Raw genomic sequence first — 21065 nt, 5'->3', positions numbered from 1 at the left:
CAAGCTTCAGAGGGGGTTGTATCAGTTATCAGTCAACAGTTGACAGTTATCAAAGACTCTGACTGATAACTGGTAACTGGTAACTGGTAACTGTTACTCGCGCTGCTACTGCTTTTTGCTACGAAATTCGAGGCTTTTCTTAATTAAACTTAACTTTACCTAAAATTGATGAATTTCGACAGGAAAAATTTGCCACCAAAAGTTCGACGTTCTGGTAACAACCCCTGTACAATAGGGGAAGCAGCGCCGGATAAACTCAGTCGGACATATTTAGTGGTAATCTTAGTCGCCAAACTTTAACGACCACTGATTTTGTTCCTTTGAGATCAACCCCGCTCTGAGGTTATATGAAATTTAAGCCACGCACGAAGCGCTACTCCTTAGTGGCGCTTTGTGCGTTAAATTCTCGTACTGTTGTATCTTCACCTCCATACCTCCTTTCAATTAGCTTGATTTTACCTAACTTGTGGTCTTTCCGTATGTAGCCAGATTGTGCAACGTTTGTGTTTGACTCCTCTATATTTATCAGTGTTTGTTCCAGCTTACCCTGATTGGGTAATCGCTTTTTCAAGAAGCAGCACCGAAGGCAGAGGGCTTTTCTGCCTTGTGCTTGCGAAAAGAAAACTTGCATTTTGGGTAGCTCTAACACAAACCCAAGCTTAGTTGACTGACCAAGTTTGCCAGCGATCGCTGTTAACCACTGTGGGTAATTACTGGTTACATTAGTCAGTCTCTTGTAAATCTTTGGTTTAACTGTGATTGTTGTGATGTGTCCATCACAGTTTAGATCAAACTGCTGCCAAGCGTTCTCTACGGTTTTGGGTTGTAGCAGTTCGTTGATTTTAATTGTGATTTCTAGTTTTCCTGCAATCATAGCTACCTCTTTTAAGATGCGTAGCTTGCCGCCGTAGGCATCGCTAATAGTTGTGAAGCATCAGATGTATGTACCAACCCTAGAGGATCTGTCGTAATATACTTTTTAATTACTGGTTGAAGAGTGAAACTGATTTCTTTTGTAGTTGGGTCTTTACTACTTTCTATTAATGAATTTTTCTCAAGTCCTTCTAATGCTGTAATGAACTCTGATGTTGAAATAGATATTTTGTAAGTTTGATTTAATTCAATTAATAATTTGTTGAAACTAATATATTGAAAATTTAAAACTATTTTATCTGCTAAATAAATCATGATTTGTCGCTGAATATTACTTAATACTTGACCAAAAACCTTATTGAGCATTTCTTGAAATCGACTACTAACGAGTGTAGTTGGATCTTGAAAGAATTTTTCTGTACTACTTGCAAAGAAGTGGTGAATTCGATTGGAAACTGCTTTTAGCTCTAACGGATTACCGCGATAAGTTTCAATTAATTGACTACACCGTTTTTCTTCATTGCACAATCCCAAAGCAGATAAAAACTGCATGGCAGCATCCGGATCTAAACCTTCAACCTTGAGATACTGAATAGGTCGATCAGCTTCTATCAGTACATCGAACTCATTAGGCCAAACTCGACTAGTCAAAAGCAAGCAGCTTTTATGCTGCTCCTCTACTAAGCGGCGAAAAAATAGTTTGTACTCTAGCCTCTCCTCCAAATTATTTGTCTGAAATAAGGCTTCACATTCATCCAATACTATGAAGTAGCGCTGTGATTGCAACTGCTTGATTAACACATTTTGCATTGCTTGAGTATATTTAGGTAAGCTTGGCTCAAGTTCTATGGGTTGAGTTAGCTCTATTAAATCGGCTATTAAGTCCTGAAGGAGTGGTGCATGAGACACCGATTTCCAAATTAAGCAATCAAATCTAGGTTGAGATTCTATACTAAGTTCTGTTAATAGTTTTGCAGCTAATGCACTTTTACCAATGCCCGCCACTCCTATGAGTGATACGCATCGCTGATCGATTACTAATTCCTTTAGATTGGTCAGTTCCTTTGCTCGTCCATAAAAACTGGATATGTCAGGCAGGTGACTTCCCATAACTTGTACTAGTGCGTTTGCAGAGGGTCTTTGTTTTCCAATTGATGCAGATAGAATAGGATACTTTTTAGTAACCTGCTCTAATAGAATACGCCGCAGTTTCTTTTTTCCAACGCGCTGTCCACTGCCAATAGTTTCCGATAGTAAATCCCATAAGGGAGGAGCTACACGTCTTTGCAAGTAGTTAAGACTATAAGGTGAGTTTTCTGCCACCTCTTCGTAATCATCATCATCCCATGCTCCCTTTAGGACAATAATTTCTGCTTCAGATAGGTGTTTGCCTCTTTTGCCAAAGACTAAATTATCTACTACAACCAGTGCTGCTTCAAAATTTACTGCTGCCGAAGATATTTGCCCTTCCCTCCGTCCTTTTGGGATAACTAAGGGAAGGGCAGGTGAATTCAGTTTCTGTACGGCACTAAAATCCATGATTTACTATTTCCATAGGCGTAGGAAACGTTCGTAAAGGGCTTTTCCTAGACTATGATTAGTTCCAGGAGTGTATTGCATGACATTAATATACTTTGTTTCTTCCACTTGTAACTATTTTTTGTAAAAAAGTATCATAAAAATTTCTGATAGGTTTACCGAAGACCTTCATTAAATAATTATCATTATTGAGTGACTATAAATACAATATCATTTTCTTTTGTACGTAATTTACCATATATAAATTCTAGGGGCTTGTTGGATAAGGAGGGTCAGTGAGTTACTGTATCAATCCCCTTTGCAATCACCGCCAAAATCCTAATTCTGATGAAGTCGAAGAATGTCTCTCTTGTGGGACTTCGCTGCTGATTAATGATCGCATCCGCTTAGTCAAGCCATTGAGAGCGCTCACTGATAATCCGTACAATTACATTGAAGTGTTTGAAGTAGATGACGCTGGTACTCAATGGAACCCTGTTCGCAAGCAGCGAGTCATGAAAGTTTTAAAATGGAACTCGCCTAAGCTGGTTGAATTAATCGAGCGGGAATCTCTTTGTTTACAAATAATCCGACATTCCGGTATTCCTAGAAGCACAATAGATGACTTTTTTACTTTTGTTCATCACAATAATTCCTTAACATTGTATTGCTTAGTTATGGATAAAATTGAGGGACAAAATTTGGAGCAATGGTTAGAGTCTAATAGCCCGATTTCACAATCTCTAGCATTAGAATGGCTGCAACAATTAGTTGATATCCTTGACACAGTACACCGCTCTAATTTTTTTCACCGAGATATTAAGCCTTCTAATATAATTCTTCAGCCGAGTGGTCAACTTGCATTAGTTGATTTTGGTGCAGCACGGCAAGTGACTGACACTTACCTAGCAAAAGTTAGTGGTAGTGGAGGAACTAGTACAGGTAGGGGAGGACGATATGAAATCACAGCTATCAGCACGCCTCTTTATTCTCCACTGGAGCAAGTTAATGGTAAAGCAGTACCCCAGTCAGATTTCTACGCTTTGGGCCGGACTTTTGTCCATTTGCTTACTGCCACTCAACTAATTGATTTGCCAACAGATAAAAAAACAGGAAACCTAATCTGGAGAGATAAAGCACCGCATATTGACAACCCCTTTGCTGATTTTATTGATGAATTGATGGCTCTCCTTCCAGGGCAGCGTCCGCAGACTACTGAAGTAATTTTGCAGCGTTTAGAAAAACTGCCCCAGCAAATTAAAAATTATAGATTAGCTAATTCTAAAATATTTAAACTTAGCAAATATACATTAATAGTTTTAGGATTAGTTGGGGGTGTTTTTCTATCTATACCTCTATTAGCGAACTACCTAGTAGCTCAAGGAAAAAAATCAGAGGCAGCAAATGATTCTCACGCTGCTCAACATCTTTTTAACTCAGCTATAGAAATTCGTCCCGAAATTAGACTTATTATTTCCAAATTTTACTTTGAAAAAGGACTTAACAGTACAACTAGCCTACAATCAGCTAAAAAGTATTATGAATTAGCAATTATATATAATAAAGAAGATATACAAAGTTATAATAATTTAGGTATTGTCTGTAGACAGCTATCAGACTCTAAGTGTGTAATTAATACTTACAATAAGTCTTTTAAATTAAGGTCTAATAATTGGGAAGCACATTATGGATTAGGAACTTTTTACGATGAAAAAATGAAATATGATTTAGCAGAGCAGCAATATCAAATAGCTATAAAAAATAGTGTAAATGCAATATTAGCTATCAATAATTTATCAAGAGTGAAGATTATTAAGGGGGATTATAATACAGCAATTTATTTTGCCCAAGAAGGGCTTAAAAAAGCTAAAACTCCTGGATTACGAGCAACTTTGTATAAAAATTTAGGTTGGGCAAAATTTGAACAGAAGAAATATGGCGAGGCGAAACAATATTTAGAAAAAGCAAAAGAATTAGATATTCAGAGAACATCTACCCACTGCTTGTTAGCACAAGTACAAGAAATTTTAGGTGATTTTGAGAACTCCTGGCTTTCCTGGGAAGCCTGTATACTAACTCAATCTATAGATCCGGAGGTTTTCACTTGGCGGTTAGAAGTATTAGGAAGAATTAAGAAAAGCCCTCCTCTTCCGATTAAAAAATGACCTATTAAATATAATAGATTCCTACCTTAATTAAATTATTATATAATTTTTAAAATGTATGTTAAATACTTTCTTTTTTTAGTTGAAATGTTGTAATATTAAATTGCTAATTATATGAAGATTGTTTATGCTAATTGCACACAAACAAAAGACCAAAACTGAGAGAAAAATTTTTATCTCCAAAGTATTAGTAGTTGCATCAACGATGCTTATTCTGAGTTGGAGCAATGCATGGGGTCAGGTAAAGCCAGAAGCAAATAGTAGCTGTAAAGTTGTTGGTCGAGTTACTAGTGTAGGCGATCTTCGGCGGCGAGTAAATAGCTTATTGTGTTCAGGAGATCGTATCAACCCAATGAAGGGGCGTACAGTTAGTACTTTATGTTATTTGAACGGAAAATTTATAGTTTTTAAAGAAAGTGGGATTTTCGATGATAGAGAGAATTGTAATCCGCCGCATGACACAGTGAAATTATGTACAGGATTGAACCCTAATGATTGTAACAGTAATAATGGTCCAGGTGAGGAACAGAATGTGCCAACCCTAATTAGTCCCTATGGCAGTTCAATGTTAAGTACCAAACCTCTAATCTCTTGGTATGCTGTACCTCAAGCTACTAGTTACACTGTAGTTATTAGTGGTTATGAGTTTTATTGGGAGAAGACAGTAGATAAAACTATCACTGCATTACCTTATCCAAAAGACGAAAAAGAATTGCAAATTTTTAATACTTATAAATTTACCGTACTTGCTAATGTAGGTGATACTCCCATTAGTTCTTCTGAAACGTTAGTAGTTAGTGTTTTGAGACAAGAAGAACAAGATGCTTTCGCAGAAAGGGTAAAGCAGATTAAAGAATTAAACTTACCTCCAGATGAAGCTGCAATATGGGATTTAGATGCTGTGTTTATGGCAAGAAATCTTTTAAATGAAACGATTGAGTCATTGAAAGCAAGAGTGGCAGCAGGAAGCCAAAACCCGGCTGTCTACCGATTATTGGCAGATAGATATTTAGAGGCATGGTTGCCAAAAGAGGCGCTTCGTGAATATAGCAAAGCAGCACAACTGGCAAAAAACACTAATAACCTAGATGAACTAGCTCGTGTACAAGAAGGTTTAAAAATAGTAGAACTTTATAACCATCCGCCAACTAGTACAAAGCCTGACCAAAAGTAAGGATGAACGTATTTAGGATTGGATGATAAACTTAATTTTGCCTGACGCAGTGCCTCTGCTTTAGTCAAACCATTTTTCAAACCCTTGTAGAACTCTTGCATAAGTATAGCAGTGGAGCTTTCATCTACTAACCATAAGCTAGAGATTATACTTTGTGCGCCTGCTTGGGCTGCCACGCCAGCCATCCCCAATGCTGATATTTTATTTCCTTTCGCTGTTTGACAAGCACTCAAGACTAATAACTCAATTGGATTTTCATTAGACTGAGCTTGAGATTTTATAAAATTATTAAAATCTAAAATATTAATGACTTTATCGTATGCCAAAAAGACAGTTTTTTCAGCATTAGAACTAAATTGCCCATGAGTGCTGACATGAATAATTGGAAAATCATCTTTACTTATCTCTTTGTGAAACTGTAAACTGGTGAATTTTTCATCTAATAACACTTTAGAATTAGTAATTTGTGTTTTAATCTCTGCTACTTCTATTACTACTCCAGGCAGTGGTTTCAAGCCTTTTGGAGCATTTTCGTCATTGAAACTAGGAGACTTCTTGCTCAAGCCAGCGATTAAAGCTGTTGGCTGATTTTTAGATAAGGAATTAGGTGGTTGAATTTTATAACCTACAGTTTGTGCAAAACTGTATTGCTGTGTTAAAAACTCTTTTCCATCATGAAGTAAATCCATTGGTAGACTTTGAAAAGATGTATCTAAAGCAAATACAAGTGTCCCTGATGAATGAAAATATCTTTTAAGAGGTTTAATTAGTAGGTCATAAAGTTTTTGAGAATGCAAGATAATTTCACTTTGATTATCAGAGTAAAATTTGAGAGACTGGACAATATCTAATAAATTATTGACATGACTTCTAATTAGTTTAGCATCAACAGAATTGTGTTGAAGAGAGTGGTCAGGGGATTGGACAATTACTTCTATAGTGCTATCTAAATCAATAATGTGGATTATTGCAGCGGTGCTAGGCAACTCCTGAAGATTATTCAAAGGTATAAGATTGAGTCTGCCACATTGAAGAAAGTTTTTTAACTGTTCTAGTTGCAGATGTGCGTTTACTTGAATTATCTTTTCTAAATTTGGAGAAGGATCTGCTGCTAATAATCTTATATAATTCCGGTAAATAGGCTCTACTTTTTCGTAGAAAAAGAACTGAGTATCTGGATTACTACCTAAAAGGTTAGCACGAACTTGGATTAAGCTACTAATAGCTGCCTCGTAAAAATAGGAAGCTTCTTTAGATTTTCCTTGTTGGCTGTATAAATCAGCTAATTGCTGCTGCCATTCATAGATGATATCCGATGCCCGAATTGATTGAGCAAACAATAGAGCTTGCTTAAAGCAGACATGTGATTCATCAGGATTTAATTTGCCTAGAGTCCCCCAACAGAATGATTGTAAAAGTTGATTGTTAATGCTTTCAGCAGTTTGCAATGCAGATTTTGTGTAATTTATAGCTAGAGACTGTAACTGTTTATTTGAAGTTTTATTTAAACTGTCAGCAAAGTTGAGTTTGGCAGAAGCAGATTGGCTAACAGGTAATTCATTAAATAAAGAAGAGTTTTTGATGATTAAGTCGATTAAAGGCTGAATCTGTCGATGAATATTAGTTTTAGTAGTCGTCAATCTGCTATTACCTGATAATAATTCCTTTTTCAGCCATTTCTCAAAATCTAATAATAAAGTTAAACTGTGTAGTTTAGCTTGTAGTTTTATAGCTATTGGAGCGTTTGTTGTGTTATTTACCTGTTGGTAATAGTCAAGCGATATTAACGCATTTTGCTGAATTTCAGTAACAGTGTCTTTTTGGAACAATAGTTCTCCTATCCACCTATACTCTACGCTCGAACGTTCATACATTGACTGTTTAGTATCTCCCAATGAGAGAAGAATTGAACTAATATCTGCATTGAGTGTCATCTGTTGAGCCATTGACAAAGTTTCTTTTAAAACTATTTCTGATTCATCTAACTTACCCAGCAAACGTAAAATATCTCCCAAGTTTTGTAATCCTAACAAATTCACTGGGGTTGGTTTAACTTGATAGATTGCAGTATAAAGTGCTTTTTTGCTAGATTTATCAGGCGCATTAAGTGTTGGAAAATAGCTCCAAGTATCCATTTTTAAAGCTGATAAAAGCAGATCGCAAGCATTAAGATACAAGCCTAACCCTTGTAGCGCAAGATTCTGGTTGATTAAATTTCCAGCAATGCCTTCATCTAAGTGGAGTTGACGATAAATTTTAGTGGCTTCTTTCCAAGCCTCCAGCGCCTCCAAATACTTACCTTGATTTAATAGCTCATGCCCCTTTTCAGTCAAAAGTTCTGCTTGTTCGGTGATTTTATTGACATTTTGAACCATCAGCCGAGATGGTTTGCCGACTGCAATAAGGAAACCTGCAACACTGCAAAATAAATATCTACGTCTAGTAATTTTCACTTATCGCTCTGGTTTATGGAAATAATTTGGATGTAGAACTTGTAGCAAAGCAAGCACTTTTAGGCAACTGTGAAGCAACAGCAGCAACCTGATTGCTAGACGCTAATAAATTGACTTCCCCTGATGGTTCTATCAACACTGATTGTGCTTCTACAATTGGTTTAATTTCATTATTTGGTAAGCTTTGTTTGTCTAAATTGTTAGAAGTTGGGGCTATAGCAGCAGAATTAGCGTGCCATCCACTATTGTTAGATACTTGGGTTTTATAACTACGTGGGAGATTACCAGTTCCAATAATTACAAACTTACTAGCTGCGTTGCGGGAATTTCCTTGGCAAGCTGAAGTAATCTCAGAAGGTAATTGAATTGTTTCTGCTACTGCTTTAGGAGGTACAATATTATCGTTTAAAATGTTAAATTGGACATTGCCATTAATTCCTAACTCGGAACTGGCTGTAAATTGGCTGTCACGAGAAGCAAAAAATCCTTGAGAATTAATCTGAATGTTACCACCACGTCCCTTATAAGCATCAGCTGTGATCCGACTATTTTCCAAAACATTTATAATATCTGCATTGGTAGTAATGTTACCCCCATTCCCGATCCCACCTGCGGTTGCAGAAATAAAGCTGTTGTCATATAAATTCAAAACTTTAGTTCGCAAATTGATATTACCACCTTGACCATTTTTAGTTGAAGCAGTTATTCCTGCTTGATTATCTAAGCTAATAGAATTTGCAATAACTGTCACTATCCCAGCATTTTTTGTACTATCATTTCTAACTTCAACTTGAGCATTATTTTCTAAATTTAAGTTTCCTGTTTTAATAAAAATGTTTCCAGACAAAGCATCAGATGGTTGCTTGAGATTGTATATGTAGCTTACAAAAGGGTCGCCAGTACCTACAGAGGAAGTTATTTTGCTACGGTTTAAAGAAGGATTAACTGAACTTGAACCATTAATATTAACAGATTCAAGGGCATTAATATTTACAGTACCAGAATTACCACTTTTTAGCCCCGATGCTGCAATTCCAGCTCCGTTTTCAACAATCAATCGTCTTGTATTAATACTTAGATCACCAGCATCACCAGCAGAAACGGAGAGAGAGGTTATATTGCTTGCCGAAAAAGTAGGAATAGGTGGTGTTCCGTAAGCTAATAACACGAAGTTAGGATGACCACCGGAAATTTTTAAAAGCTCAGAAGCATTTACAGTTACCTTACCTCCTTTGCCATCACCAAAAGTCAAAGATTCTAAGCTTCCTCCATCTTCAATTAATAATTCTTTGGTCGATAATATTACATCGCCTGCGTTCCCAGAACCGTAAGTTATAGTCCCCAAAGCAGAAGCAACTCCAGAACTTTCATTAACTGCCACACTACGAATTACTACTTTTTCGGAAGCATCTATAGTTAAATTTCCACTATTACCATTACCAAAAGTTAGAGGAGTAATTATTTCTGAGTCTTGAGCAATTATTTTTGATGCTGAAATGATAATATCCGCTCCTCTGCCAGAATTAGTTGAAGTAATAATACCTCGATTAATTCTTGTCGCACTGAGAAAAGGTTGCATATTAAAAGATGTTATTCCTGTTAAATCTAAAGTGTCAGTTGCCTTTACACGTATAGCTCCTGAACTAAAAGCTCCGAAATTTGCAATCAAAGCTAATGAGCCATCTGTAAAATTTATATTTTTACCTTGAACAGAAATATATCCTGGCATAAAACCACTAGCGTCCAACAAAGATTGCTTAATAAAACTAATATTTTTAAAGCCATTGATTCCTTTGTAATCTAAATTTAAACCCGAATTAGTAAAAGTAAAATTAACTATACCAGTGTCAACAGCACCTATTTCAACTTGTCCAGAAGGAGCAGTTACTAGTCCACCATCAAATAAAACATCACCTCCTATTAGAGCTAAAGTTTTACCAGGTTGTGAACGCAGACCATTTTGACTTTCTCCTGCTCCTAATAAGGTAATTGAAGCAGCTACCTGATTACCGTATATAACCTGGCTGTGTCCAGTACCCTGGACATTAATTGATCCTGATGAATTACCACCATACTCTAATCCTATAGGAACATTCACACTTAATAGTGGAGTGTTTTCAGGAGTTTTAGTGCTAAATTGAATGTCATTAGGAAAATTGATGCTGTTGGCAGTACTGGCTATAAAAGAACCACCAATAATTAGATGTGCATTGGAACCAAATAAAATTCCATTGGGGTTAATAAAGAATAAATTTGCACTCCCATTAGCCTTAATTAATCCATCAATTTTCGAGGCTGAACCACCTGTTACACGAGTAATAATATTTTTAATATTTACAGGATTATTGAAAAAAGCAGTGTCTCCAGTAAGAACAGAAAACTGGTCAAAGCTGTGGTATAAATTGCTTCCTGCCTGACTTCCCCCTTCGATTATATTGTTCCTTCCTTGAGGGGTAACAAGCGAATTAACAGGTAGTGTTTTGTCTGGAACTATTTGGGCTGAAACAGAAAAAATAGGTAAATAAAAAGGATGAGATATCAAAATAGATACCATTAAGTTGCGGATAGAAAAAATATTCATAATCAAGCTCAAAGCCTATTAATGGCAGTTATGAAAAAGTAGCATATAAAGCTACTAATTATATGATAAAATATTTTTTGTCAATTTCAGACATATTTTTATGTATCTACCTGATGGCCCAAAAACCTCACCTTTATTACAGAATATTCAGTTTTTACTTCGCCCATTAGAAACTTTAGATGCTTGGTCTGAGGAATATGGTAGTGTTTTTAGACTTAGAGGAAACGAACTTCCTGCTCTTATTTACTTTAGCAGTCCAGAAGCCATTCAAAAAATTTTTACATCCTCTCCAGAGGATCTTAGTTCTATTCAAAATAGTGATTTTGTGAAACTATTATTAGGAGAAAATTCTCTTATTTTTCTTGGCAATGAACGCCATCAACATCAAAGACGAATGTTGTTGCCTCCTTTTCATTCAGAACGAATGCGTCTGTATAGTCAGGTTATTTGTGAGATTACTGAAGAAGTAATAAGCCAGTTAGCTCCCGGAAAGTTTTTTGTAGTTCACTCAGTCATGAAGGAAATTTCTTTGCGTGTCATCCTTAATGTTGTGTTTGGATTGCAAACAGGTAAATATTACAATAAACTGCGACAGATGCTTAACTCGCTGTTTGAGCTTTTTGATAATCCTTTGAGTTCTCTTTTTATGCTATTGTTCTCTAGAGTTCAAAAGGATTGGGGAATATGGAGTCCACAGGCAAATTTAATGCATCAAATAGAGGAGTTAGATCAAGTGGTATATACTCTGATTGCTGAACGGGCAATACAAAATAATTCTCCCTATAAAGACATTCTGAGTATGCTTATGGAGGCACAGGACGAGTTTGGTAAATCAATGACAGACATTGAGCTTCGTGATTGCTTATTGACATTAATATTCGCTGGATACGAAACTACTGCATCTGCTATTTCTTGGGCATTGTACTGGAGTCACTACTTGCCAGAAGTTCAAAGAAGCCTTTTATCTGAACTTAACTGTTTCGCCTCTACTAAAGATAAGAGCGAAATTTCTCGGCTACCTTATCTCAGCGCAGTTTGCTCTGAAACATTGCGTCTTTATCCAATTGCCTTAAATGCCTTTACACGGGTTGTACAAAAGCCTATGGAGATTGGAGGTTATCAGCTTGAACCTCAAACAATTGTGAATGTTTCAATTTACTTAGCTCATCAAAGAAAAGAAGTATACCCAGAACCCAAACGTTTTAATCCCGAACGCTTTTTGGAGCGTCAATTTTCTCCTTACGAATACTTGCCTTTTGGTGGTGGCAATCACCGATGTGTTGGCGCAGCTTTAGCGCAGCTTGAGATTAAACTCGTATTGGCAACTATGCTGTCCCGTTTGAAATTAAGGTTAATTACGACCTGTCCTATTAAGCCTATTCGACGTGGAATTCTTATGGTACCTCCTAGTAATTTTGAAATGGTAGTAACTGGAGTGCGTTAATAGAATCTAAATTTATTTCTTTAGGAATATTTTTCTTTATGCATTCAACAAAATCAGGATGTAAACTTTTAACGTCTTGAAAATAACTATGAAGGTTGCTATTGTGTTTCATTTCAGATGTAGAATTAAATTAATAGGTCTGATTAAAAACCGTAACTTTAGCCAAGATTAAATTTGGAGAATTTAAGGAATCTGGGTGGATTAAGCTTAAAAATTATTGTATTGGAAATAAAAATATAGTCCATTTTCCTGCCATGTTTGATCTGGCTGGTCAACAGATACAAGAGGAATGCCGTAGTCAATACGAGCGGTAAAGTTGACATCCTGCGACCATCGTAATCCCAGTCCAATGGAAGCAAGAGTATTAGGGTTATTAGTGTTAGCAGTTGTGCTTACTGAATTATTCCAGACTACACCAAAATCAGTAAATGGAATAAGTTGCAACATTCCGTTTATCTTAGGTATGCGAAGTACTGGAACTTGTACCTCAGCCGAAGCGAAAATACCATTATCAGCTAGCAGTAAATCTTGACGATAGCCACGTACACTTTCAATTCCACCCAGACTAAACTGTTCAAGAGGTACAAGGGATCTAGTCGCTAATTGAGTATTGAAACCAAATAAGAGTAAGGTGTCAGGAGCTAATAATCTTAACCACTGCGCTTGCCCTTGCCAAGAAAAAAAACGACTATCAGGAGCATCTTGATTAACTGTGGCATTAAATGCATTTAGCCCCAAGTTAAATTGCGATCGCACTGCAAAGACTTGAGTACTGCCACGAGTAATCCATTCTTGAAAAAATCGCAATGCGGATACTCTGGTCTTTCCTTGGTCGTTAGCTCCTAATTGAGGAAAAGGAATTTGTTTTCCTAGTGGGGCATAATCGGCCTCGCTTTCTCGTCGAGAGGCAGTTAAACCCAAAGTCAATTCTTCAGTAGGGGATTGAAATATTGGCTGGCGGAATATTAGTTCATAATATCGGGAAGCAGATTTGATATTTAAGGTATCGAAAGGATGTTCGATAACACTGCTGTTGCCAGTTCCATAGTTAAAAGAGAGGGTTCCGTTTTTGGGATTGAGGGGTAGCGTGTAACTGCCATAAAAAAAGTTGCTAGCATCAGTATTGCTGTAACCGACACTTAAACTATCTCCTAGTCCCAGTAAGTTAGCTTCATTTAGTTGTATTCGGCGTTGGAAACTGCCAATACTAGGGGATCGTCCATTGTCAAGAATTACTTGGGTACTAAAGGTTTTTGCCTCAACAACTTCTACAACTAGCTTAATCTGCTCAGGAAGATTCCCAGGTTGTAAATTAGCAGATAAGTTTTGAATTAAAGGATTGAGCTTTAGCAGCTGCAATGACTTTAGCAAACGCTGTTGATTGAGAGGACCATTGTTTGCTGCTGCTATACGACTACGAATATAACTCTTGTTTAAGCGTTGTGTACTTTTGATTTCGATATCCCTGAGCTTAGTTTCGACAATTTGAATCTTAACGATACCAGACCGGATTTTTTGAGGTGGAATATAAGCACCACACAAAATGTAGTCTTTACTGATGTAGAGATCAGTAATTTTCTGTCGTGCCTGATACAAATCATTGAGTGTGATCGGGCGATTGATGAATTCTTCAAGAAGTTTATCTAGCTCAATTTGACTAAAAACTGTGCCATCAAGAATTTCAAACCGTTTCACGATGAAAGTTTCTTTAGTTGCGTCAGGAAACTGCTCTTCAGGATTAGGACTTAAGTTAGAAGGCGGGAGTATTTGTTGAGGTGGAGGCAATCGCTGTGGTTGTGGTGTTGGCAGAGGGGCAGTCGAAGGTGGTTGGATATCTCTAGGGATAACTTGAGGGATTGTAGAAGGGCGTGCTGGAACCTGTGCTTTTAATGGTTTTGAAGTAACACTGTTAAGCAACACAATTAGTCCCATAGCCGTAATCTTTCTAGGGAGCTTAGTGGTCATTAGTAAGGAACATTTTTGGGAACTGCACATTAACACGAGAAATGTTTTGAAGGGATATTACAAAGCTTTATATCCACTGAAAAACCTAATCTGGTAAAAAATTAGCCCGAATTTTTAATCAGGTATTTGTTTATAGCTTTTTTAGCTTTGATATTAAGCATAATCAATTGAAAAACCAACTTACCCATGACTCTAGTCATGGGTAAGTTAGTAAAAAAGTGCTAGTTAATTGTCGAGAAGCTATGGTGTAGGACGAAACCAGAAAATCATGATTTCCTAACAATGATTTTTGTCTATAGTTGACCGCAGACGCGCAACAGTTAACCAAGGACGCAAGTTTATTTCTACAACAGTATGTAACAAACCATGAGATTCCAGCCAACTGGTCACAAACAATAAATTCGTTGGTTTTACAGTGACATTGACGGAAATTTAGTACTAATTAATTACAGAATATATGACCAAGAGTCGGGTCAGACAAAAAACGATTATTTTAGAGAAGTTTAAAAATATGACAACTACACTGCACGACACATACTCTTTATTCACTTTGGATGTAGCGAAAGTGAATATCCCCCTTGTAGCTAGAAGCTTTAGCTAACTCCTTGAGGTTCTGTACCCCACTATACTGATGTCCATTGATAACCCAAATTGGTACACCAGGGACTTTCGCAGCTACCAATCTGGATGAGCGTTTAAACCTCTCTTGTCGCACTCCACCTTGATGGTGTCACTGATAATCTGGTAGGCTTCCTTACCAAAGAGTAATTTTTGCTCATGACAGTGAGGACACCACCAAGCGACATATTCCTTTGCTTTGATGTTCACCAAATGCTTGGCTAAGGCTAGTTCTGCCTCCCCAGAAGTGGTGGTGATTGACCAACCGACTCCAGTCTGAGGCCGTTCTTTGGGCAGGAAGAAGATGATTGATGGGGACTTTTGATTGTCCTTGGTAAGCGCTAGTGCTGTTGGTCTTGGCGAATGAAGTGCAGAGACGGAAGCCGTACTAACACAAAGAATGGAGAGCGGTAACAGTGCAAGTAAAACAGGGTGTTTGATAGGCATATTACATATATGATGAACTGTGATTGAGTAGTTGTCGAAGCTAACAATTGTATGGTTAAGATTGTAGTATTTTGTATAACTGATAACATGAAGCCAAGATATTATTATTCTTCATCTTCATCATCCTCATAATCGAAATCATCATCACCATGTTCTTCATACCACTTTCTTTCTTCCTCCAAAGCAATTTCTCTCGAGATCCTTTTTCTTTCTAAAGCTTCCCTTTCTAACTTTTCTATTTCTTGCTTTTCTATTTCTTGCCTTTCTCTTTCTATTCGTTCTCTCTCTCTTGTTTCTCTTTCTAGCCTGTCTCTCTCGATTTGAATTAATCGCCGCTCCACTCGCTCACAGTAGAAATCCAAAGCCTTACCAGTGACACCTCCGGTAATCGCACCAGCAGCTAAAAAGACGAGGGCAGTTTTCCAGCCGTTAATTGGATTGCCACTCCACTCCAGAGTACCCTCATTGATCCACACCAATAGAAAATAGACAATAATTCCAACAACCGTATTAATTACAGCAAAAACTCTCGGTGTCATTTCGGATTGACGAAGTATCAACCACTGTGAAAAGGTGAGCATCACACCAAAGATGACGGCAGCGATAGCACAAAGAATAACATTATCTGGGAAAGTGAAAGGATCTACTCCAAATTTAATGATTAGTGCGATCGTAATCGGGGCAGAGAGCAAAAAGCTTAGGAGTAAGCTAGCACTAATCGCAAGAAACCAGTAACGACCGAGATAACCCAGGCAAAATTCTAACAACGACTCTTGTACTCCAAACAAAGTCATCCAAAATGCAATACCTGCCGTCAAATAATCAAGCATTAGCCGTTGTTTTACCCATGTGTTGAAGAAGGTATTTTCTAGAATAAGCTGAAATTGAATTCAGTTGTCAGAAGTCAAAAGTCAGATTTGAATTCAGGCTCCTGACAACTGAAGTTTTTCTTGTTAACTGTGGTATTGGACTGATTTTCGTCAAAGTATTCTCTCATCGGTGCAAAATATAAAAAGCAATGAAAAACCCCAACCTGTTTAAAGGATCGGGGCATAAATAAAAACTCTATATTCCATGATGACACAACTCAATATTTGCTCGACTGCTGTCAGCCTAGAGGTGGGGCAATGAACAAACCACCATCCAGAGGCAAAAAAGTTATCCCTGTGGCATCTGGTGAACCAAAGCCAGCCGCCGACTCTGTAAAGGAAAATACTTCTGGCCAAGACAACCCAGCCTCAGCAACGATTACGGTGACTGCTGTTGAAGTTACAGAGTTGACAGAGGAAGAACAAAGCTTACGCTTGCACTTGGAACGCTGTGTGGAACGTGCATTTTTGTCAGCAGGTCAGGCGCTGATGGAGTTGAGGGACAGACGGCTGTACCGTTCCACGCACCGTACTTTTGAAGAATACTGCCGCGATCGCTTTGGTTATAGTCGTGATGCGGCGTACTTGAAGATTTCGGCTACTGTCGTTTATGAAAATCTTCAAAAGTTTTTGCCGACCAATGGTCGGCAAATTCCGATGCCAACCAACGAACGACAATTGCGTTTTTTGGCGAAAGCCGAGTTGGAACCGGCTGTGCAAGCGGATGTATGGCAACAGGCAGTAGAGCAAGCTGGCAATAAGATTCCATCTGGTCGCATAGTGAAAGATGTTGTGGATAGGATACGCGAAAGAACCAAAATCCCTAATCCTCACCACATTGGGGAAATATGCATTCTTCTGCCAAAGGATAACCCGGAACTGAGAGGTAAAGCGGGTTATTGGGGAGTAGTCAGCCACGTTGGGGAATACAGTTGTACAGTCCAGACCTGGGACGGCGACTACACCGTGAAAATCGAACACCTGAAATCACTCGAACTGCTTGATGAAGATTGCCAATTCATGCAGCAGCTATGTGTGAGGTTGGGGCGATTACATCAAGTGTCCGACCGTGACTCTTCTGTGGATTGGCTGTTGCAGGGGTTGGGGAAGCAAGCTAAACCTTATCTGTCATCCTTGCAGGCAAAGCTGCTGGCGGCTGTTGAGAGAGAGTACAACCTTGTTTGGAAGCAGCAGAAATGATGAATCTACGAACATCGTGTAACTGCTAATAGACCAAGGTAAGGTAATAGACAAGATATTATCAAAGGAATTTATTGAGTGTGAAAGCAGTTTGAAAGTTCAAAATTTAAAATTAAATTGGGTTAGTGTTAGTAATTGGAGAACTTTTCACCCAAATATTCCGATTATGATAAAAATCACCACGCTGCTCCAATGTAAAACCACCAAGCAACAATCCTAACCACACCTCCACCATCGGCATTTTCAACCCCTGTTGCAGTTGAGTCAGAGAAATTTCATCTTTGACATTTATCAGGTAGTTAGCGATCGCACTAAGCCATTTTTCAACATTTTCATCACCAGCCAACCGATGAACATCTTCTACAGTTTTGACGGATTCTAGCATTGCAAAGATGTTCTCTTTTTGAACAGGGGCTGCGACTGAATCAGTGCTAGTAGCAGTTTGAGTAAAATGGTGCGAACCATGTGGTCTAAAAGTTTGCGGTACTGGCTCTTGGATCAAATCATCCAAATCAAGCTGCATTGTTGTCCGCACTAATCCAGCAAAGATATCAGTACTAATAATTGGCCCATCAGTATCGTTTTGAGCGCGTACATCTTGCAATATTGACTCAGCACGGGATTTGAGAATATCTGCGATTTGATAAAAGGCTTCTGCTGCGGTAGATAATTGTGCTTCTGTTGATAAATTCTCAAGCTCAGTATCCAAACATTCCCACACTGGAGCTAGTGTTGATGTTGGCAAAGCAACTGACATTTCCTCCAAAATATCCCAGATTGTTAATTGACGATAGCTGGTCATAGTTCTGGATTTAAGGGGCAGGGTCGCACAGGGCAGTGGGTTGGGTTAACCTCAAACATATCCTTATATTGATATAATGAAACACTATATTGAGATGCAAATGCCTGCAACACGTGATCTGTATAGGTGCGGATCTTGCCAGCCGTTAACCCAAAGCAGTGAATTGGTTCTAAGCGACAAACAGGTTTTTGCCCCAGCCAGAGTTCTGCGCCCAATGCGTGTAATGGTTTATCCCCCGGTTCTTTATACAAATACAGCACTGCAAAATATGTTGCTGGTGGTTCGACTGTTACTGAATCAATTTCTGCTGAATTATTCTGGGAGCGGTGGCGATAGAATGAGCGGCGATTGTGGCAGACTTTTGAATTCCAACACCCGTCCCCTTGTGGCCCATGCAGTAGTTTTGCTTGAGTTGTTGGTAATTTGGAGCATAGCTGACATTTGGGATCAAGTGGCTTTGGCATACCTTACTCCACTTCTTCGCCAATCGCACGATAGTAGGCCGCGATCGCCGCTGATTGTTCGCTGCGAAGCGTATACCGTCGAAACGCTTTCTCGCTTTGATGCCCTGTTAATTTTCGTGCATGGCTGGGGTCAACTCCCAATAGCAATAAGTCAGTAGCGTAAGTATGTCGAAACGAGTGAGGATGTAAATCCTCAATATGAGCTATTTCACCGATTTTTTCCACAGCGAAGTAAATACCGTGATAACTCAAGCGTTCACCCTTGTATGAAGCATGGTGTGAAATCATCAGTGGGCTAAGGCTGTTTAACACCTCTCCTTGCTGTTCGCGCGATCGCAAATACTCTGCCAAAACTTCCCGACTGTCTTTTCGCAATGGAACTAAGCGTGGTTCATTGGTTTTGGTGTCTGGTAAAAATAGCAGCTTGCCATCAAATGAGCCAACATTTAGCTGTACAACTTCTCCAGCACGCAGTCCATGACTGAGAATGTGAACCAGTGCTGTATCGCGTTGCTTTGTTTCTCCCAACAATTCCAACGCTGACCAAACCTGTTCCATTTGTTCTGGGGTTAAACTCTGGGCTGGTGGCAGTGGTACTTTTTCCAGTTTAATCCCCAGTGTGGGATTAGTAGCAATAATATCAGGATACGTATAGCACATCCATTTGAAAAAGCTTTTGAGTGCGGCAATTCCGGCATTGATGCTGCTTTTTGAAAGCGGTTTACCTGCATCAGTGCGTATTTCATCCCGTAGGTATTCTTTATATAGGGCACAGTGACGTGGACGCAGTTCATGATAGTGTAGCTCACTCCAAGCCAAAAACCTTTTGAGTTCTCGTTCGTAAAGCTTGCGGCTGTTGGGTGCGAGATTGTTACTGCGTAAAAATTCCAGTACTTTTACCCACCGGATATCGGTTGGTGGTCTTCTAGTTTCTCCTGGCTGTGTGAAATGTAGAGCTTCATCATTAAGGGGAATGAGTTTGATCTCAGGTAAAGAATCTGCGCTGTAGTTCATTCAATTCTACGTAAACTCTGAAATATTCAGTACTTAATACTACTAGTTATTTTCAACTACTCATCTGGTGGTGAAATAGTCATCACTTGTATAACGGTATCATCATGACCGTTTCGTGCTTGCTCCCATGTAGAATAACGCTGCATCCTCCCGTGATGAGGACCGCCTAAAACCATTGTTTCAAAAAGCAACGGTGGCTCTCCAAAAGTGAGATCGAATCCCGAAAAACTAGTTGATATTTTGGCATCCCCAATTATCGTCTCGGCAACTAGATGTTGTCCTGAATGTTGTACTGAGTGTAAATAATTTTGCCACTCTGACAAGGAATTAACAGCAACAGGTGTATGTCCCACGAGTTTGTAGTAAAGCATCTTTTTTAAGTCGGAAGTCGGAGGTCGGAAGTCGGAAGTAAGAATGTGTAACCTAGTTAGGGGTATTGCTTTCGAGTTCACGGTGGTGTAAATTCTGAGTGCTTATCTCTTGCAACCACTATCTTCTTACTGCGAAATTTATTGCCACTTAATCTCTCTTTAATTTTGCGTGTAGAGGCTACGAGTATCTTTACTATCTCATCAGCTTCCTGAAGTAAAGAAGAAAATTTAGCTTTTTCTACAACTTCAGACTCAATTAAAATTTCTAGCCAATACTCAGTTTCGCGCGCTTCCTTTAAAGCGATTTCCATCTTGTGCAAAAAATCTTTATCAGACTGAGCCGAACGTGACTCCCGTATATTTGCACCAACACTTGTTCCAGAACGTAACAGTTGCTTTGATAGGGTGCGGCAAATACCTGGTTTTTCATCAAGAAAGCTGCAAGCTTTGATAATTCTAATTGCAAACGCTTTACTCCTTTCAGCAATCCCAACATTTTTATCCACAACTGCACCTACTCCACTTCCATATTCTTACTTCCGACTTCCGACCTCCGACTTCCGACTTGAAGATAATATACCACATTGAATACAAAATAAGAAACCCTTATCTTTTATCCGACAAAAACTACGATTAAAATACACGAACCCCAGCAAAGAGGCAGGGGAGCAGAGGGGCAGAGGGGCAGAGGAGAAAGAATGCTAACGTTTCATTAACCTTGGTGTTGGGTTGGCAATCATATTTACTAGACCACCTAAAATTTGGTTGTAAGTTCCATATAGTTCTCTACCTGATTCGACAGAGAGATAGTTACATTTAACAGCGAACTCAATCCAAGTCTGAGTTTCAGCAGCTTCGGACTCGCAATCATTCAGTTTCGCTACAAAAGCTGCCTCATAACGACGTTTTCGCCAAGCCTCTGCCATATTTGCACACACAGAACGGGACGAGCGGCGAATCTGAAAGGTTTTTCAATAACGCTCTTCAACAGGAAACTTTTTGGAGAGTTCAAAGATTCTCATGGCGGCATCAAAAGCCATTTGATAAACTTTCAAGTCTTGGTTGAGTCGATGGGGGATATTATTCCCCGCACCTCTCAGTTAAATC

At 38.6% G+C, this 21065-nt stretch carries 16 protein-coding genes and 1 pseudogene; 4 read left to right on the top strand and 13 right to left on the bottom strand.

What is annotated here, in order from left to right:
- Positions 1–373: 373 nt before the first annotated feature.
- Together Q0541_RS14615 and Q0541_RS14610 are read right to left on the bottom strand one after the other, a co-directional pair.
- Positions 374–874: a hypothetical protein gene (locus Q0541_RS14615; protein WP_298911436.1), complete on the bottom strand. Its 501-nt coding sequence runs from the start codon at positions 872–874 to the stop codon at positions 374–376.
- Between the two features lie 11 nt (positions 875–885).
- Positions 886–2412: an NB-ARC domain-containing protein gene (locus Q0541_RS14610; protein ID WP_298911435.1), complete on the bottom strand. Its 1527-nt coding sequence runs from the start codon at positions 2410–2412 to the stop codon at positions 886–888.
- Positions 2413–2687: 275 nt separating this feature from the next.
- Between Q0541_RS14610 and Q0541_RS14605 the strand changes: the two genes are divergently transcribed.
- Together Q0541_RS14605 and Q0541_RS14600 are read left to right on the top strand one after the other, a co-directional pair.
- Positions 2688–4556 carry a serine/threonine-protein kinase gene (locus tag Q0541_RS14605; RefSeq protein WP_366941882.1) on the top strand — a complete coding sequence of 623 codons (1869 nt, stop codon included), beginning with the start codon at positions 2688–2690 and terminating at the stop codon, positions 4554–4556.
- 127 nt (positions 4557–4683) lie between these two features.
- The gene (locus tag Q0541_RS14600) at positions 4684–5730 is read left to right on the top strand and encodes a hypothetical protein (RefSeq protein WP_298911433.1); all 1047 of its coding nucleotides are present in this window, start codon (positions 4684–4686) and stop codon (positions 5728–5730) included.
- Here the strand turns inward: Q0541_RS14600 and Q0541_RS14595 are convergent.
- Positions 5688–7907, bottom strand: coding sequence for a CHAT domain-containing protein (locus tag Q0541_RS14595; protein ID WP_298911432.1), 2220 nt, complete (start codon positions 7905–7907; stop codon positions 5688–5690). The two genes, Q0541_RS14600 and Q0541_RS14595, sit on opposite strands and share 43 nt — an antisense overlap.
- A gap of 289 nt (positions 7908–8196) precedes the next feature.
- Positions 8197–10764, bottom strand: coding sequence for a filamentous hemagglutinin N-terminal domain-containing protein (locus Q0541_RS14590; protein WP_298911431.1), 2568 nt, complete (start codon positions 10762–10764; stop codon positions 8197–8199).
- Positions 10765–10864: 100 nt separating this feature from the next.
- On the opposite strand from Q0541_RS14590, the gene Q0541_RS14585 reads away from it, so the two are divergent.
- Positions 10865–12208, top strand: coding sequence for a cytochrome P450 (locus Q0541_RS14585; protein WP_298911430.1), 1344 nt, complete (start codon positions 10865–10867; stop codon positions 12206–12208).
- A 207-nt stretch (positions 12209–12415) separates the two neighbouring features.
- Here Q0541_RS14585 and Q0541_RS14580 read toward each other — a convergent pair whose 3' ends face one another.
- From Q0541_RS14580 to Q0541_RS14570, 3 genes are all read right to left on the bottom strand, one after another.
- Positions 12416–14173: a ShlB/FhaC/HecB family hemolysin secretion/activation protein gene (locus Q0541_RS14580; RefSeq protein WP_298911429.1), complete on the bottom strand. Its 1758-nt coding sequence runs from the start codon at positions 14171–14173 to the stop codon at positions 12416–12418.
- A gap of 675 nt (positions 14174–14848) precedes the next feature.
- Positions 14849–15238, bottom strand: coding sequence for a hypothetical protein (locus Q0541_RS34465; RefSeq protein ID WP_366941881.1), 390 nt, complete (start codon positions 15236–15238; stop codon positions 14849–14851).
- Positions 15239–15342: 104 nt separating this feature from the next.
- On the bottom strand, positions 15343–16068 hold the full coding sequence (locus tag Q0541_RS14570; protein WP_298911428.1) for a hypothetical protein: 726 nt from the start codon (positions 16066–16068) through the stop codon (positions 15343–15345).
- 297 nt (positions 16069–16365) lie between these two features.
- Between Q0541_RS14570 and Q0541_RS14565 the strand changes: the two genes are divergently transcribed.
- Positions 16366–17307: a hypothetical protein gene (locus tag Q0541_RS14565; RefSeq protein ID WP_298911427.1), complete on the top strand. Its 942-nt coding sequence runs from the start codon at positions 16366–16368 to the stop codon at positions 17305–17307.
- A gap of 112 nt (positions 17308–17419) precedes the next feature.
- On the opposite strand, the gene Q0541_RS14560 is transcribed toward Q0541_RS14565, so the two are convergent.
- The 6 genes and pseudogenes from Q0541_RS14560 to Q0541_RS14535 form a co-directional block, all read right to left on the bottom strand.
- Positions 17420–18109, bottom strand: a complete 690-nt coding sequence (locus Q0541_RS14560; RefSeq protein ID WP_298911426.1) for a hypothetical protein — start codon at positions 18107–18109, stop codon at positions 17420–17422.
- The gene (locus tag Q0541_RS14555) at positions 18106–18573 is read right to left on the bottom strand and encodes a hypothetical protein (protein ID WP_298911425.1); all 468 of its coding nucleotides are present in this window, start codon (positions 18571–18573) and stop codon (positions 18106–18108) included. Before Q0541_RS14555 ends, Q0541_RS14560 begins: the two co-directional genes overlap by 4 nt.
- A 3-nt stretch (positions 18574–18576) precedes the next feature.
- The gene (locus Q0541_RS14550) at positions 18577–19587 is read right to left on the bottom strand and encodes a site-specific integrase (protein WP_298911424.1); all 1011 of its coding nucleotides are present in this window, start codon (positions 19585–19587) and stop codon (positions 18577–18579) included.
- 56 nt (positions 19588–19643) lie between these two features.
- The gene (locus Q0541_RS14545; protein WP_298911423.1) at positions 19644–20039 is read right to left on the bottom strand and encodes a hypothetical protein; all 396 of its coding nucleotides are present in this window, start codon (positions 20037–20039) and stop codon (positions 19644–19646) included.
- Positions 20036–20464 (bottom strand): four helix bundle protein, encoded by a 429-nt coding sequence (locus tag Q0541_RS14540; protein ID WP_298911422.1) that lies wholly within the window; start codon positions 20462–20464, stop codon positions 20036–20038. The genes Q0541_RS14545 and Q0541_RS14540 overlap by 4 nt, the downstream gene beginning before the upstream one ends.
- 195 nt (positions 20465–20659) lie before the next feature.
- Positions 20660–21037 (bottom strand): annotated as a pseudogene (locus Q0541_RS14535) (four helix bundle protein).
- Positions 21038–21065: the final 28 nt, after the last annotated feature.

Source organism: uncultured Nostoc sp. (genome assembly GCF_937863485.1).
Taxonomy (GTDB): domain Bacteria; phylum Cyanobacteriota; class Cyanobacteriia; order Cyanobacteriales; family Nostocaceae; genus Nostoc.
Note: the sequence above shows the minus strand (reverse complement) of the source record. Positions and strands in the feature narration are given on the sequence as shown.